16 protein-coding genes are annotated in these 14,748 nt (G+C 36.2%); 6 read left to right on the forward strand and 10 right to left on the reverse strand.

Features of this window, described 5'->3' with window-relative positions:
• Positions 1-10: 10 nt before the first annotated feature.
• Complete coding sequence (locus ACQ65V_RS00610) at positions 11-580, reverse strand: hypothetical protein (RefSeq protein WP_430466492.1); 570 nt, start codon at positions 578-580, stop codon at positions 11-13.
• Positions 564-1,061 carry an RNA polymerase sigma factor gene (locus tag ACQ65V_RS00615; RefSeq protein ID WP_430466493.1) on the reverse strand — a complete coding sequence of 166 codons (498 nt, stop codon included), beginning with the start codon at positions 1,059-1,061 and terminating at the stop codon, positions 564-566. The genes ACQ65V_RS00610 and ACQ65V_RS00615 overlap by 17 nt, the downstream gene beginning before the upstream one ends.
• A 356-nt stretch (positions 1,062-1,417) precedes the next feature.
• Between ACQ65V_RS00615 and ACQ65V_RS00620 the strand changes: the two genes are divergently transcribed.
• From ACQ65V_RS00620 to ACQ65V_RS00640, 5 genes are read left to right on the forward strand one after another with little or no spacing between them, the layout of a single operon-like run.
• Entirely contained in the window at positions 1,418-1,984 is a 567-nt protein-coding gene (locus ACQ65V_RS00620; RefSeq protein ID WP_430466494.1) for a DUF2911 domain-containing protein, read from the forward strand.
• Between the two features lie 15 nt (positions 1,985-1,999).
• Positions 2,000-3,082, forward strand: coding sequence for a methylmalonyl Co-A mutase-associated GTPase MeaB (gene meaB, locus ACQ65V_RS00625; protein WP_430466495.1), 1,083 nt, complete (start codon positions 2,000-2,002; stop codon positions 3,080-3,082).
• A 39-nt stretch (positions 3,083-3,121) separates the two neighbouring features.
• Positions 3,122-3,838, forward strand: a complete 717-nt coding sequence (locus tag ACQ65V_RS00630; protein WP_430466496.1) for a glycosyltransferase — start codon at positions 3,122-3,124, stop codon at positions 3,836-3,838.
• A gap of 9 nt (positions 3,839-3,847) precedes the next feature.
• The gene (locus ACQ65V_RS00635; protein WP_430466497.1) at positions 3,848-4,471 is read left to right on the forward strand and encodes a lipid-A-disaccharide synthase N-terminal domain-containing protein; all 624 of its coding nucleotides are present in this window, start codon (positions 3,848-3,850) and stop codon (positions 4,469-4,471) included.
• On the forward strand, positions 4,464-6,083 hold the full coding sequence (locus tag ACQ65V_RS00640) for an ArnT family glycosyltransferase (RefSeq protein ID WP_430466498.1): 1,620 nt from the start codon (positions 4,464-4,466) through the stop codon (positions 6,081-6,083). Before ACQ65V_RS00635 ends, ACQ65V_RS00640 begins: the two co-directional genes overlap by 8 nt.
• A gap of 2 nt (positions 6,084-6,085) precedes the next feature.
• Here the strand turns inward: ACQ65V_RS00640 and ACQ65V_RS00645 are convergent, their stop codons facing one another.
• From ACQ65V_RS00645 to ACQ65V_RS00670, 6 genes are all read right to left on the reverse strand, one after another.
• A complete protein-coding gene (locus tag ACQ65V_RS00645; RefSeq protein WP_430466499.1) occupies positions 6,086-6,679 on the reverse strand; it encodes a phosphatase PAP2 family protein in 594 nt (197 codons plus the stop codon).
• Between the two features lie 13 nt (positions 6,680-6,692).
• Positions 6,693-6,920, reverse strand: a complete 228-nt coding sequence (locus ACQ65V_RS00650; RefSeq protein WP_155089375.1) for a hypothetical protein — start codon at positions 6,918-6,920, stop codon at positions 6,693-6,695.
• A 117-nt stretch (positions 6,921-7,037) separates the two neighbouring features.
• Positions 7,038-8,420, reverse strand: coding sequence for an MATE family efflux transporter (locus tag ACQ65V_RS00655; RefSeq protein ID WP_430466500.1), 1,383 nt, complete (start codon positions 8,418-8,420; stop codon positions 7,038-7,040).
• 36 nt (positions 8,421-8,456) lie between these two features.
• On the reverse strand, positions 8,457-8,966 hold the full coding sequence (locus ACQ65V_RS00660) for a DUF3124 domain-containing protein (RefSeq protein WP_155089373.1): 510 nt from the start codon (positions 8,964-8,966) through the stop codon (positions 8,457-8,459).
• A 155-nt stretch (positions 8,967-9,121) separates the two neighbouring features.
• Entirely contained in the window at positions 9,122-9,805 is a 684-nt protein-coding gene (locus tag ACQ65V_RS00665) for a class I SAM-dependent methyltransferase (RefSeq protein WP_430466501.1), read from the reverse strand.
• 59 nt (positions 9,806-9,864) lie between these two features.
• A complete protein-coding gene (locus ACQ65V_RS00670; protein ID WP_430466502.1) occupies positions 9,865-11,172 on the reverse strand; it encodes an MFS transporter in 1,308 nt (435 codons plus the stop codon).
• A 212-nt stretch (positions 11,173-11,384) separates the two neighbouring features.
• Here ACQ65V_RS00670 and ACQ65V_RS00675 point away from each other — a divergent pair, with 212 nt between their 5' ends.
• Entirely contained in the window at positions 11,385-11,873 is a 489-nt protein-coding gene (locus ACQ65V_RS00675) for a hypothetical protein (RefSeq protein ID WP_430466503.1), read from the forward strand.
• 101 nt (positions 11,874-11,974) lie between these two features.
• On the opposite strand, the gene ACQ65V_RS00680 is transcribed toward ACQ65V_RS00675, so the two are convergent.
• Together ACQ65V_RS00680 and ACQ65V_RS00685 are read right to left on the reverse strand one after the other, a co-directional pair.
• Positions 11,975-12,931: an NAD(P)H-dependent flavin oxidoreductase gene (locus ACQ65V_RS00680; protein WP_430466504.1), complete on the reverse strand. Its 957-nt coding sequence runs from the start codon at positions 12,929-12,931 to the stop codon at positions 11,975-11,977.
• Positions 12,932-13,102: 171 nt separating this feature from the next.
• Positions 13,103-14,719 (reverse strand): S8 family serine peptidase, encoded by a 1,617-nt coding sequence (locus ACQ65V_RS00685; RefSeq protein ID WP_430466505.1) that lies wholly within the window; start codon positions 14,717-14,719, stop codon positions 13,103-13,105.
• Positions 14,720-14,748 lie beyond the last annotated feature (29 nt).

Below are 14,748 nucleotides of genomic sequence, written 5' to 3' on the forward strand. Positions count from 1 at the left end.
TTATAATTGATTATATACTCTCTTGAGTAAAATTGTCGTCATTAAACTCCTGCAACTTATCTTTAAGACGCATTACAAGGTTTAGTCTAAACTTTAGATTATCTATTAGTGCATCTAAATTCTCTTCGTTAGGTCCATTTTCATTTAGCTCTATGGTAAGCTTATCATATTCTTCGTTTAGTTCCTTAAGTCGTTGAATATAACCATCTACCAAATCCTTGTTCTCAGGAGTCATTTGCACTTTAGACAACTCTAAATTGATACTTGCCAAGTAATAGTCTTCAACTTTTTTTAAATCTGGAGAAACATCTCCAAGTGTTTTTATGTTAGTCTCTACAACTTGTTTGTCATTATCAGGAATTACTGGTGGTGATTGAAAAAACTGATACGCACCAAAACTCAACCCTAATAGTATTACCACGCTAGCCGCCATATTTAAAAAGCTAAATCGATTGGATTGCTTTTTAACAGGTAATTCCGCATCCAACTTGTCTAAAAAGCGTGCTTCATGACCTTCAGACATTTTCGCATGTTGTGCTTTGCTATCCTTTTCAAATAAATTTCTAAGATCTTGTGCCATTTTTCTCTGTTTTTAATGCTAATTGCAATTTTTGTTTTCCTCTAGAGAGTTGTGTTCTCGATGCCACTTCCGTAATATTCAGAATTTCTGAAATCTCCTGATGGTCATATCCTTCAACTAAATAGAGCTTTACAACATATCTATATTTTTCTGGCAGCTGTTCTATTGCTGCTTTTACCTCGTCTATCGTTATACTGTCATCAACCAACCATTCGCTTTCATAATCATCATCGATAACTTTTAGATGATGCTCTTCCAATTCTATTAAGCGCTGACGTTTAGATTTTAAAACATCAATACATCTATTTATTACAATGCGCTTTAACCATGCACCAAAAGTGACTTCTGCTCTGTATTGATCTAATTTGGAAAATGCCTTTATAAAAGCCTCTTGTACAATATCTTCGGCTTCCATGGTATCTTTCACAAATCGTAGCGCAACTATGAGCATACCATCACAATACTGATTGTACAATTGCATTTGCGCTTGCCTATCATTCTTCTTGCATTTTTCAACAATATGAATCTGAATCGTGCTAATGATTAATTGGTTTTGGTTGATGATTGGTTTTCTCGATAATCGAGATAAGTTATTGAAACTTAATTTAGATTTTCAAAGTCTGGCTTCTTAAATCGTCATACTTGTTTCAAACTAACTTCACTCTAAAGACGACACATTTTTTTAAGTGTTGCAAAATCATTTAAAAAAATTGCAAATTCTTTCAAATTATAAGATTTGCTTAAAATTCAGCGTTCTATTCTATAAATTTAGGGAATTGAATTATCTTTAAATTCTGAAATAAAAATTCACTTAAATAAACTGCTGAGAAAAGAATTATGCTAAAACGCCTCCTCATTGTACTATCCATTATAGCATTGGGTTTACTTATATACTCCGTATTCGTTGAAAATATTTTTTCGCCACGATTAAGTCCAAAGGATACTGCTAAAATTACGCTAAATGACTTAAACTTAAATGTAGAATACAATAGGCCTTCTAAGCGCGAGCGTGAGGTTTTTGGTGCTCTTGTACCTTACAATGAGGTGTGGCGAACCGGTGCCAATGAAGCCACAACCTTTGAAACCAACAAGGATTTAATGATTGATGGTATGCTCTTAAGGAAAGGTAAATACACATTATGGACTGTACCTATGGAAAATTCTTGGAAAGTAATGTTCAACTCAAAGCAATATGAATGGGGAGTGAACGAAAAGATGGAACCGATGTGGGATCCTAATTACGATGCCATTGAATTAGAAGTACCAAAACAAGAGCTAGATGAAACCGTGGAAAAGTTCACCATTGCTTTTGATAATAAAACCGGAAACTTAAAATTGACTATGGCTTGGGATCAGACTTTAATTGAAATTCCTGTTAAGGTTCATCCTAACTCAGGTTCATAAAAACTTTAATGCAAAGTGACAAAAAAAGACCAACCATATAAATCTGCTTTGCATGAACAAGATGGTGTTGAACCTCCTAAAACTCTCAGTTCAAATTCGGCAAAATCCATACAGACCAAACGTAAAAAACAACCCTCTGTTGAGGAGTTGGTCAATGGGATTATTTCTGGAAATATTACGGATTTAAGTAGAGCAATCACTCTAGTTGAAAGTACAAATACAAAACACGCCAATAAAGCTCATGACATCATTACGGCTTGTTTGCCACACGCTAACAAGTCTATCAGGATTGGTATTACTGGTGTACCTGGTGTAGGTAAAAGTACGTTTATTGAGGCTTTTGGAAGCTACCTCACTAACGTCGGTAAAAAGGTCGCTGTTCTCGCTGTTGACCCAAGCAGTACGTTGAGCAAAGGCAGTATTCTTGGTGATAAAACCAGGATGGAAGATTTGGTCAAAGACGAAAATGCGTTTATAAGACCATCGCCTTCTGGTGATTCACTTGGTGGAGTGGCAAGAAAAACGAGGGAAACCATCATTTTATGTGAAGCTGCTGGATTTGACACCATAATTATTGAAACTGTCGGTGTTGGCCAAAGTGAAACTGCTGTACACAGTATGGTCGATTTCTTTTTACTACTGAAACTCGCTGGTGCAGGTGATGAACTACAAGGCATTAAACGTGGTATTATTGAAATGGCCGATGCGATTGTAATCAACAAAGCGGATGGTGATAACCTTAAAGCTGCTAAAACCGCAAAAGTAGAATTCAATAGAGCCTTACATTTATATCCCGAAAAGGAATCTGGCTGGTCGCCTAAGGTGTCGCTTTGTAGTGCCTTGAAAAAAGAAGGCATTTCTGATGTTTGGGAACTCATCCAAGACTACATAACTACGACATCCTCAAATGACTATTTTGAGCATAATAGAAATAACCAGAACAAGTTTTGGTTGTTACAAACTATTGAAGAGCGTTTAAAATCTAATTTCTACAAGTCGCCTAAAATAAAAGCAGAACTAGATGCGCAGATACAATTGGTTGAAGCTGGTAAAACCACTCCTTTTGCCGCTGCTGAGTACTTACTTTCGTTATCATAAAAAAACTATACTTTTGCACAGACTAAGCAATCATAGTGTATGACGTATAAGTTGACCATCATCGTTCCAGTTTATAATGAAGAGGAAAATCTAGAACGTGTTGAAACCGAGCTTTCTAACTATCTTAAAATAGCATCTGTACCCACTTCGGTATTGTTTGTTAACGATGGCTCTACAGATAATAGTCAGGCATTGATTGAAAAGATTTGTGCTACCAATGAAGCTTTTGAATATATTCTCTTTAAAGAAAACAAAGGTTTAAGCGCTGCTATAAAAGCTGGTTTTGACTATGTTGATACTGAGCTGGTTGGCTACATAGATTCCGATTTACAAACAGCACCTGAAGATTTTAATATTCTTTTAGAACATATAGACACGCATGAGTTGGTCACTGGTGTGCGCTCTAACCGTAAAGATTCTTTTGTTAAGAATATGTCTTCTAAAATTGCCAATGGTATTAGACGCGCATTTACACATGATGGTATGGATGACACAGGTTGTCCGCTTAAAATCATTAAAACGGATTATGCTAAACGTATTCCTATGTTTAGAGGCTTGCACCGCTTTTTACCTGCTATGGTTATGCTTCAAAATGGCAGAATAAAACAAGTCACTGTTCAGCATTTTCCTCGACTTGCCGGTACGGCAAAATTTGGACTTTGGAATAGGCTTTTGGGCCCACTTATGGATTGCTTTGCCTATTTGTGGATGAAGAAGAAATACATTAATTACGAAGTTGAAAAATCGAGTAAATAATATTTTAATTTGAAAGACTGGATTATTTACAGCATCGGATTTTTGGCCCAGATTTTATTTTCGTCTCGGCTGATCATTCAATGGATTACGTCCGAAAAACAGCGTAAAGTCATTACTCCATCAACATTTTGGACATTAAGTTTAATCGCCTCTTTCCTCTTGTTCATTTATGGTTATTTAAGACTAGACTTTGCCATAATGCTAGGACAGAGTTTAACGTATTTCATCTACATTAGAAACTTACAGTTGCAAGGACAATGGCAAAAGTTTCCTAAAATTGTTCAGTATTTGCTGTTTATAGTTCCGGTAATAATTGTTGTTTTTTACTATAACAACAATAAAATAGATATAGAATTACTCTTTAAAAACGAAGCGATACCAACGTGGCTATTAGTTCTTGGTGTTGTGGCTCAAATCATTTTCACCTTGCGATTTGTATATCAATGGATTCACTCTGAACGCAATAAGGCATCATCCTTACCATTAGGGTTTTGGGTGTTGAGTTTAATTGGCGCAGCTTTGATTTTGAGCTATGCCATTATTAGAGAAGATCCCGTTTTATTTGTGGGTCACTTTTTCGGAATGATCATTTATGCACGTAATGCTTATCTAATAAGACAGAATAATGATTAAGCTCATAGAAAAATACCCAATTTTAAGTCTTTTACTTTTTGTAGTTGTAATGCTTGGTTTTACCATTGATGCCATTCCTGTGAGTATTATGGAAGCCCGTAATTTTATTTCTGCTCGCGAGATGCTTACCGATAACAATTGGGTATTAACCACTATGAACGGTGAGGCGCGCTATCAAAAACCACCTTTACCAACATGGATAACCGCATTTTTCGGTTTACTTTTTGGCATTAAATCTGTTTTGGCATTACGTTGGCCTGCATTACTTTTTATGGCGAGTATTGGCATCTCAACTTTTCTACTATCAAAAAAATTAGAGCTTAGTAAATCACATAGTCTTATTAATGGATTTATTGTACTCAGTTCTTTTTATGTTATAGGAATTATTATTGAAGCACCATGGGATATTTACACGCATGCCTTTATGCTCATGGCATTGTATCAGCTTTTTATAATGTTTCAAAAGCAGAAAACATCAATAGTCTATAGCTTGCTTTTTGTCGTGTTTTTGGCTTGTTCGGTCTTGTCTAAAGGTCCTGTTTCGTTGTATGTTTTGTTATTGTCTTTCATCATTTCTTACGGTATAGCTTACAAGTTTAAAGGTGGTGCACTTCACTTTTTAAAACTTTTTAGCTTACTGATATTCGGAATAGTTTTAGGTGGTTGGTGGTATTTCCATGTCCGCTTAGCAGACCCAGAAACCTTTACTGCAATTGCAGAACGCGAAACCTCCAATTGGAGCAGTTACAACGTAAGACCGTTTTATTATTACTGGAGCTTTTTTGTACAAAGTGGATTATGGGCTGTTGTTGCTTTGGCGAGCCTTATTTATCCGTATATGAAGTCAAGGGTGTCAAATCTAAAAGCCTATAGATTTAGCTTTTTCTGGACGATTATAGCCGTAGTTCTATTATCCATTATTCCTGAAAAAAAATCGCGATATCTTATGCCAGTCTTGATTCCATTGGCAATTAATATTGGATTTTATATCGAGTATTTAATTAGAGAATTCAAAAATCTGAAATCGAAAAAGGAAACTATTCCTGTTTATTTTCAGTTTGGATTGATTGGTGTCATTGCAATTCTATTCTGGGTTATTTGGTTTTTTTCAAGTGATGTATTAACCGGAATGTTATTAGTGAGATTCGTAATTACAGCAATAGTTTTAGCTATTATTGGTTTTTATATTTTCAAGTTTTTAAAATCGAAACAAATCAAAAGTGTTTTCTATTTGGTTATTGCTTTTATGACCACCTTAGGTTTGGTGGCATTACCGATATCAAAATCCCATTCTCAAGTTGATTACAAACCCGTTTCAGAATTAAAACATTCAGGCTTGCAGCTTTATCATTTAGACTATGTAGCGCCAGAAGTGATATACAACTATGGTGACAAAATCCCGAGTATAAAAACAAGTGAAGGTTATGTGATCCCAAATGACAAGCGATTTTATTTGTTAACCAATAAAGCGAAGCCGGACACCATAGATGCACTTTCAAAAGTATATAAGATCGAATTTAAAGACACTTACGACTTAAATTCTTCTAACAAAGACACTAGAGGTTATAAAAATAGGCTTACAAATGCCTTATACGAATTAACCCGGAAGTAATATTAAAGTACTTTATCTGGTGGATCCTTTAAGGCAAATCTAGATTGCAGATATTTATCGAGTTTGTAGAATGCAAATCCTGAAAGTCCTCCAAAAATAAGACCAGAAAGCACATCCAAAGGATAGTGCACTCCAATATAAATACGACTATAACCCATGATGATAGCCCAAACCACTAAAATATAAATAAGGTATTTATACTTTTTCCGCAACATTAATCCTACCAATATGGCAAGACCCATAGAATTACTAGCATGACCCGAAAAATAACCATATTTACCTCCGCAACCTTCTCTAACAATACGCATTAGTTCTTTGATTCCTGCTTGGTGACAAGGTCTGTGACGCATCACACCATCCTTAAATAAATTGGTGACTTGATCCGTAAAAGTGACCATGAGCACCACAGAAATAAGGGTAACCAAAACCATTTTTATTCCCAATCGCTTGTATAATAAAAATAATAGAACAGCGTACAATGGTATCCAATTCCATTTAGTAGTATAAGCCATCCAGAATCCATCCCAGGATGTGTTACCTAGACCATTTAAATACAAAAAAAGTTCTTTGTCTAGCTCTACAAGTTGCTCTAGCATACCTCTTTTTTAGTTAATCATCATATCTCGCCACTTCCCTATCATAAAATTCGGTAGCTTGTTTGATATAATTTTCGGCTTCGGTTTCCAATTCTTTTTGGTCGTGTTGATCAAATTCCTCAAACCACTCTACTTCGTCATTTTCTAGATTAATGATAAATCGCGGAAACTCTGTATGAATAATAAATATAGCATCAGGATAATCCGTGTTGTCGCCTAATATAAATTTGGGTAGTTCCATTTGTTAAGTTTGAAGTTTGAAGCACAAAGCTTGAAGATTTTCAATATAGATGCAAATATATAGATTTTGATTGAGCTCTTCGATTAAGCTATAGAAATCAAACTATTCATCATCTAATCAGGTTATTATTTTATTAGCAATGAGCTTTTTAGTTAAGTAGTTAAAACGAATGAATAAAAGAATGGCTGCAGCACTTAAACCCGCCAATAGCCCAAGCCATATACCTAAACTACCATAAGCGTCCTCTTTTCCTAAAAAATAACTTATAGGAAAGCCAATGACCCAATATGAAATAAACGTAATTACTGTTGGGATCTTTACATCCTGTAGTCCACGTAAAGCACCTAGTGCAATAACCTGAAGGCTGTCACTAATCTGAAATACCGCTGCAGCCAATAATAAGGTTGCTGCTATTTTAACTACCTCCATGGTGTCCACAGCATTGGTAGGGTCGTCTAGATCTACATACAAGTCCGGCAGAACCTTATGAAAAATAGCGAAAAGTAAAGCAAATACAAATGCAAAAACAAACCCGACCAAAAAGATGGATTCTGCTATACGTTTTAGATTCACATAATCCCTTAACCCTTTTTGGTTACCTACTCTAACCATGGCAGCTACACTTAATCCCATAGCGACCATGAAGGTCATTGAAGATAAGTTTAATGCAATCTGATTTGCTGCTTGGGCATTTTTACCCAATGTACCACTTAACCAAATCGCTGCTGTAAAAATGGCAACTTCAAAAAACATCTGCATAGAACTTGGCAAGCCCAAGTTTGTTAACTTTTTAATAGGTTGTTTACTTAGCTTGAAGAATTTAATATTAGTGACATAGGCCTTAGATTTCTTTCTCTTAGCAAGCAACCACCATAAGAAAAACAGCATTACAAAACGCGACACCAAAGTACCAACGGCTGCACCTACAATGCCCATTTGAGGAAAGCCGAACTTCCCAAAAATCAAAACATAGTTAATCACAACATTTAAAATATTGGCAACAATAGTAGCATACATCGGATATTTGGTTAGAGACAGTCCATCACTAAATTGTTTAAATGCCTGAAACACAATCAAGGGCACCAAGGAAAACGCTACCAAATCTAAATATGGGATCGCCAACTCAACCACTTCTTCAGGCTGATCCATGACATACATTAAAGGTTTTGCCACTAACAACATTAAGAACAATATCAAACCTAATACCGTACAAAGAAAAAAACCATGTTTAAAAACGGATTTTCCTTTTTCGAAATTTTGTTCAGAATCAGCTTCAGCTACCAAAGGAGTTATTGCTGTAGAAAAGCCTATGCCAATGGACATGGCAATAAAAATAAAACTATTGCCCAAAGACACAGCTGCCAATTCAGCAGCACCTAATTGCCCAACCATCACATTATCTACAAAGCTCACAAACGTGTGTCCAAGCATACCCAAAATAACCGGAGATGCCAGTTTAAGGTTGTACTTAAATTCTTTGGTGTAGTTACTTAAAACCATGGCGCAAAAGTAGTGCTTAGGTTTTAGTTGTACGAATTAATTAATCCGTTTTGCATGTGTTGTAAATGAAAGCCCTTGTGTACCTGCGGTTGATGACATTAAACCTTCAAAAATTGGCTCAGGTGTACCTTTCGGTGTTGCCCAATCAAAAATAAAGTTTGCACCTGTACCACCAGACACATCCGCCTCATCAATAACAATCTCTAAGGTTTCCATCGGTAATAAATACACAGGTTTGTCTACATAATGCTTTATAAGTTCACCATGTGTATTGTAGTAGTCTGATTTTAGAACGTAAATCGTATCCGTTTCACTTGTGTTTCTGAGACTTACCATAGCTGTTAGGTTGTATTTTCTATGCTGTGATAAGCTATAAATCTGCGAATACACGGATAAATATGATTTACCTGTTTCTAATGAGTCTAACTCAAGAACATTTGTCACTCTTGCGCTCCAATTTATTTTTTGGATTTCATCTTCACTTGTAACCTCTTCACAAGAATAAAAACCAAAGGCACAGAAGAGTAGAATAATTATCTTTTTCATACAGGGAGATTTTAAAATCAATTATTACAAAAATAAGAGTTTAGTAATAGATGGTGGTATTAAATTTTGAACGTGCTTTGAAGTCACACAAAGAGTTTTATTTATATAATATTGAAAGTAACATCTGCAGGATGAATTACTAATGTTGAGCCGTTTTATTTTATGGCCTGTATATGTGTCCAATAGGCTTGTTTAAATGGTGTTTGTATATTCTCAAAACCTGCCCTACTTAAATACTCAATTTGAAGATTATAATCCGTAGGTTTATCAAAGGCCTCGTAATGCTCCATAATCCAGGCCCACTTCTCACCATCTGGAAAACTTATGTTTACAAATTTTTCCCAACTTTTTATTAGTTTTTTGTGGTCTGGATTAGCTTTACTGATCATTAGGTCACTATACGAGAATATCCCTCCTTTTTTTAGAGAATTGTATATACTATTAAAAATACTTTTCTTCTCTACTTCATCACAGTGGTGTAAGCTAAAGCCAGCTACAATCAAATCATATTCGTCTTTTGTAAAGGTAAAGTCCTTAAAATAATTATTGGCATAAATAACATTATAGGAACTAAACTGTTTCCTGCAAAGGTTTATCATTTCAATAGACGCATCTACAAGAGTATAAGTAGCGTCAGGAAAATGTGGCATAAGTTGCGCTGAAACATTCCCGTTACCACATCCTAAATCTAAAATTGATTTAGGGTAAAAATCATTAGGTAGATGCTTTACAAAACTCGATACTAACTCTGCGTAATGCGGCACACAACCAATCATATCATTAGTGTAATTTTTAGAAAAATCATTGAATTCTAATGCTATGTTCTTTTTTATTTTCATCCTTATATAAAGCAATTTTAGCTAAGATAAAATATTATGATAATTAATGCCAATACTAACTATTCCACATCAGGTAATTTGTAACTACGGTAAGCACCCAAAAGCCCTAATAGAGATAACCCTAGGATGACACCTTCTATAGATAACACCGAAACCAACGCGCTTAAACCGCCTGTAATAAGTAAAATGACACCAATAATAGTATTACTAACCGCAACATAATTGGTGCGTTCGTTACCGTTTGCCATGTCCACTACATAAGTTTTTCTACCTGCTCGCACACCTCCATGCGCTACTCCCAAAATGAAAAACGCAATTGGATATAGCCAAAGTTGGTTTCGGAAGCTCTCAAAAAAAGTAACTATTACAAATAAAGCAATACCCATAATTGCAGCAATAGTTACGGCTCTGGCCATTGTATTTTTACTGGATTTGTCGGCCTGCTTTCCCCAAAACGGTGAACTAATAATCGAAGCGATACCATTGGCAACAATCAACAGACCCAATAAAAAACTTTCAGAACCAGCATGTTTCTGTGCCAGTAAAACGTAAAATGGTGCGGACAATGACGAACACAATAGTAAGGCCCTTGCTATTACAAAATTTCTGAACTGCGTATTGGTCTTTAATAATTCAAGCTTGCTTACCACAGCGTTTTCATCTTCAGATGGAGATTCGGTTTCACCAGGAAATTCCTTAACCGAAGCATAAATCAATGCTGCCACTAACCACATGACTGAAGCAAAAAACATAAGGTTGGTATAAAAATCCACTGACGCATCTGTTTCAGATTTATAGGTAATGAGCAAACCGGCCACCAACACCAACACACCAGACAGAGCGGCCGTGTAACCACCAAGTTTACCACGTCTGGTCTTGGCAATGGTTTTACCAATGACATCCTTTGAAGTAACGGAGGATAAACTGCGTGCAAAACTAAACACCACCAAACAACCCACCATAAGCCATCCTGCCAGAGCACCTTTATACGTTAAACCCACTAAACCTATGGCTGCAATGGATATAAATTGCAACACGGAACCAAAAATCCAGATCCATTTTCTTATGGGTTTTTGACTTATATATTTTGAAATGGCAATCTGCGGAATCATCGCTCCTGATTCTCGAATTGGTACTATTAAACTGATAAGGTAGACTGGAGCGTTAACGTAGCTCATCAACCAAGTCAATACCGTTTTAGGATTACTAAGCGTGTCTCCCAATTTGGTAACCGTATGCGTTAACAGTATCCTGAAAAAATTAGTGACAGTATGTTCACATGCTTCATCAGAAATATCCGTGCAAACCCGTTCACCATCTTCGTTATTAAGAAACCGATATAGTTTTTCTATAGCTGGTTTTGACATTTTTTTTAAATTAAATCTATGACACTATTCGTTTGAAAAGCAAGATAAGTTTAAAAAATCATACCTAAGAGAGGTTTTAACACATTTGGAATTAAGTTAATTTCTCAAATCAAATTTATCAATTGGGTTACTGAAAATATCATCTGCGACAAAAGATTAGCAATAGATAAGGTATTTTATGCAAGAGTTATAACTCATTAAAAAAACTAATTATGAAAAAAATATACCTATTACTATTGATGCCGCTACTATTGTTTACTTGCGATAATGAAAAAAAAGAATTAATGGCTGAGTTCAATGCCTTCACAAAAAAAAGTGACAGTATTGTCCAAGTCCATAACACATTTGAGGCAACACTAAGTAACATGTCAAAAAAACATCAAAAACTTAAGGAGGTTTATGGAAGTATGGAAATTCAAGATTCCACGCTCCTCAAAGACTTCGAAGAACAAGGTTTAATGCTAGAACGACACGATGCTGTTTTAAAAAGCCATGCCGAAGTCATTGAAGCACACAACAATGCTGATCCTAATTTTGACGACATCAACACCTTTGAGTTGAATGAAAAAATTGATAAAATGAAGCAATGGCACGAAAGAATGAAGAATGACCATGAGATTTTAAAAGAAGAGCACAAAAAAATGAAATACACATATGAAAATATTGAGAAAAAACTCAACTCGGCTAAGGATGCCAATTAAAACCTAAAATATTAAGGCTCATAAAAAAATCCGTAAAACTGTTTACGGATTTTTTTTATTGGGAATTTCAAAGTACGCTACGTTTTGCAGCCATTTCTTTTCTAAAAATCAAAATTTTGTTTAGCGGCTATATCTTCTTTTGCCTTTTCAAATTCAGTGACCATATCCTTAACAATCTCAGCAACGGGCTTAATATCGTGTATCAATCCTGCTATCTGCCCTATTTCTAGCTCACCATCGTCTAAATCTCCTTCAAACATACCGCGTTTGGCCCTTGCTCTGCCTAATAATTCCTTGAGCTGTTCTGGTGTTGGAGCGGTTTTATACAGTTCTTGTATCTCATTGTAGAATTTATTTTTTATCAGGCGCACTGGTGCCAATTCCTTTAAGGTGAGTTGTGTAGCTCCTTCTTTAGCATCAACAACCACTTCCTTAAAAGCCTGATGTGCAGAAGACTCCTCACTTGCTACAAAACGGCTACCAACCTGTACTCCATCGGCTCCCAAAATCATACAGGCTAACATGGCTTTTCCTGTGGCAATGCCTCCTGCTGCAATCAACGGAATCTCTATTTGCTCCCGTACCATAGGTATTAAAGTTAGGGTTGTAGATTCGTCACGACCGTTATGTCCTCCTGCCTCAAAACCTTCGGCAACGACGGCATCCACTCCGGCATCTTGAGCTTTTAAAGCGAATTTTACGCTACTCACTACATGTACTACAGTGATGCCCTTATCTTGTAACCACTTCGTCCAGGTTTTTGGATTTCCCGCTGAAGTAAAAACAATTTTTACATCTTCCTCTACAATGATATCCATTATCTCTTCAATATTTGGATATAACATTGGCACATTGACACCAAAAGGTTTATCCGTAGCTTTTTTACATTTTTGGATATGCTCACGCAGTACATCTGGATACATAGAACCTGCTCCTATTAAACCCAAAATCCCAGAATTGCTTGAAGCTGAAGCTAGTCTCCAGCCACTATTCCATATCATTCCTGCTTGTATAATTGGGTATTTTATGTTGAAGAGTTTTGTTATACTGTTGGTCATTATATGAAAAAATTATATTCGCCTATAAAATTCGTCAATTCGAGTGAATTTAACGATTGAAAATGAGTGAAATTTGTATCGAGAATGAGAATTTCAACTAGACACGGTTCTCGATACGATTTTAATCCCGAAGGCTTTCGAGATCAAATTCATTCGAACTGACGTATGAGTTTAGTTTGAACATCTAACAAACTTAAATGTTCTGAAATTGGTTTCTGATGATAGTTTCAAAACATAGAATCCAGCCTCTAAACTTTCGACATTAATGGCTTCACTATTTGTATTGAGCTCTGTTTGTAAAACCTTTTGCCCTAATTGATTGTATATACTTACCTCTGAGTTTACAAGCTGCGTTGGCAATTCGACATATAAATTATCTTTTACAGGATTTGGATATATGTTTATATTCTCTATTGATGTTTCTCCCAAACCTAGACTTCTTGCCATTGCCAAATCTGGAATACCAAAACCCAAAAAATCATCTGGCATAGTAAATTGTGAGGCCGATTGCCTTATAAAGTCCATCACCTCAGTTGGTGTGGCATCAGGAATTGCTTGCCATAAAGACGCGATGCCGCCACAAAGGATTGGTGAACTAAATGAAGTACCGTTATTCTGTACAATTGTATTGTTTTCATTCACCACAAATGCCAAACCGCCTCTGGCCACCACATCTGGTTTCTGATAACCAACCTGTGCTGTTCCACCTTGGGAACTAAAATTAACATACTGACCATTTTCATCCACTGCACCGATAGACAATACCTCTGGTGAATCCGCTGGTGCACCAACCGTTTGCCAAGCAGTAGCGCCTGAGTTTCCAGCGCTTACCACAACCAAAATACCCTTTTCGGCAGCAATAGAAGCTCCTTTGGTGATGTAAGTGGTTTGCCCATCCATGTCAGCTGGTGTGTAATCGTAATTAGGATTGTCAAAGACACGATAACCCAAAGACGTATTAATCATGTCCACACCCAGACTATCTGCACGTTCTGCAGCTTCAACCCAATAACTTTCCTCAACAGGATTTTCACTAGTGGCATCTTCGGTTAAAAACAAATAATAGGATGCATCTGGTGCTGTACCCACAAACTGATCTTGTATAAAACCAGCCATAGTACTCAAAACACGTGTACCATGGGAACTCGCTGTATTGGCATAAACATCTGCATTTCTTGAAACAAAGTCGTATCCATCTAATAAGTCTCCATTATCGCGTAAACGCTGAAACGCTGCCATGGTATTAACATTTGGGAATCCTGAATCCATTACAGCAATAGTAAAACCCTCGCCTGTAAAATCATCAACATGCAGATTGTCTGCATTGATCATTTCTACCTGATTCTGTGTGTTTCCGTATGTGAAATCAACGGTTTCATCCTCTATATCTGAATTGACTTGACTATTAGATGAGCGTGATGACGCATCTAAACTATTATTAGCAAAATCGATCATATCTATATAGGGTAAGACACTTAATGCTGAAATGTCTGCTTCAGAACCTCTAACGTGAACTGCATTAAACCATTTAGATTTCGCTAAAACGGTAATGCCTGATTGGGTTTTTAAATCTGAAATATAAGCTTCGTGAACAGGCACATCCCTTGCATCTATAGCGACGCCATGATTCTGCTTTCGGTCTATGGCCTTTTGCGTTAGAATGGAAATTGGATTTGCTAAAGCTGCTGCTTCGTTAGGTTTATCAGTTAGGTAAACCCAGGCATCTTCTTGTGCGTAGCTGTTTATTGTTAGGAGGAGCAATAAAAGCATGGTAATTTTTCTTATCATGGCTTTTCTTTTATTGCAATTTAAGGATT

The organism is Winogradskyella ouciana (assembly GCF_965284585.1).
Lineage (GTDB): Bacteria > Bacteroidota > Bacteroidia > Flavobacteriales > Flavobacteriaceae > Winogradskyella > Winogradskyella ouciana.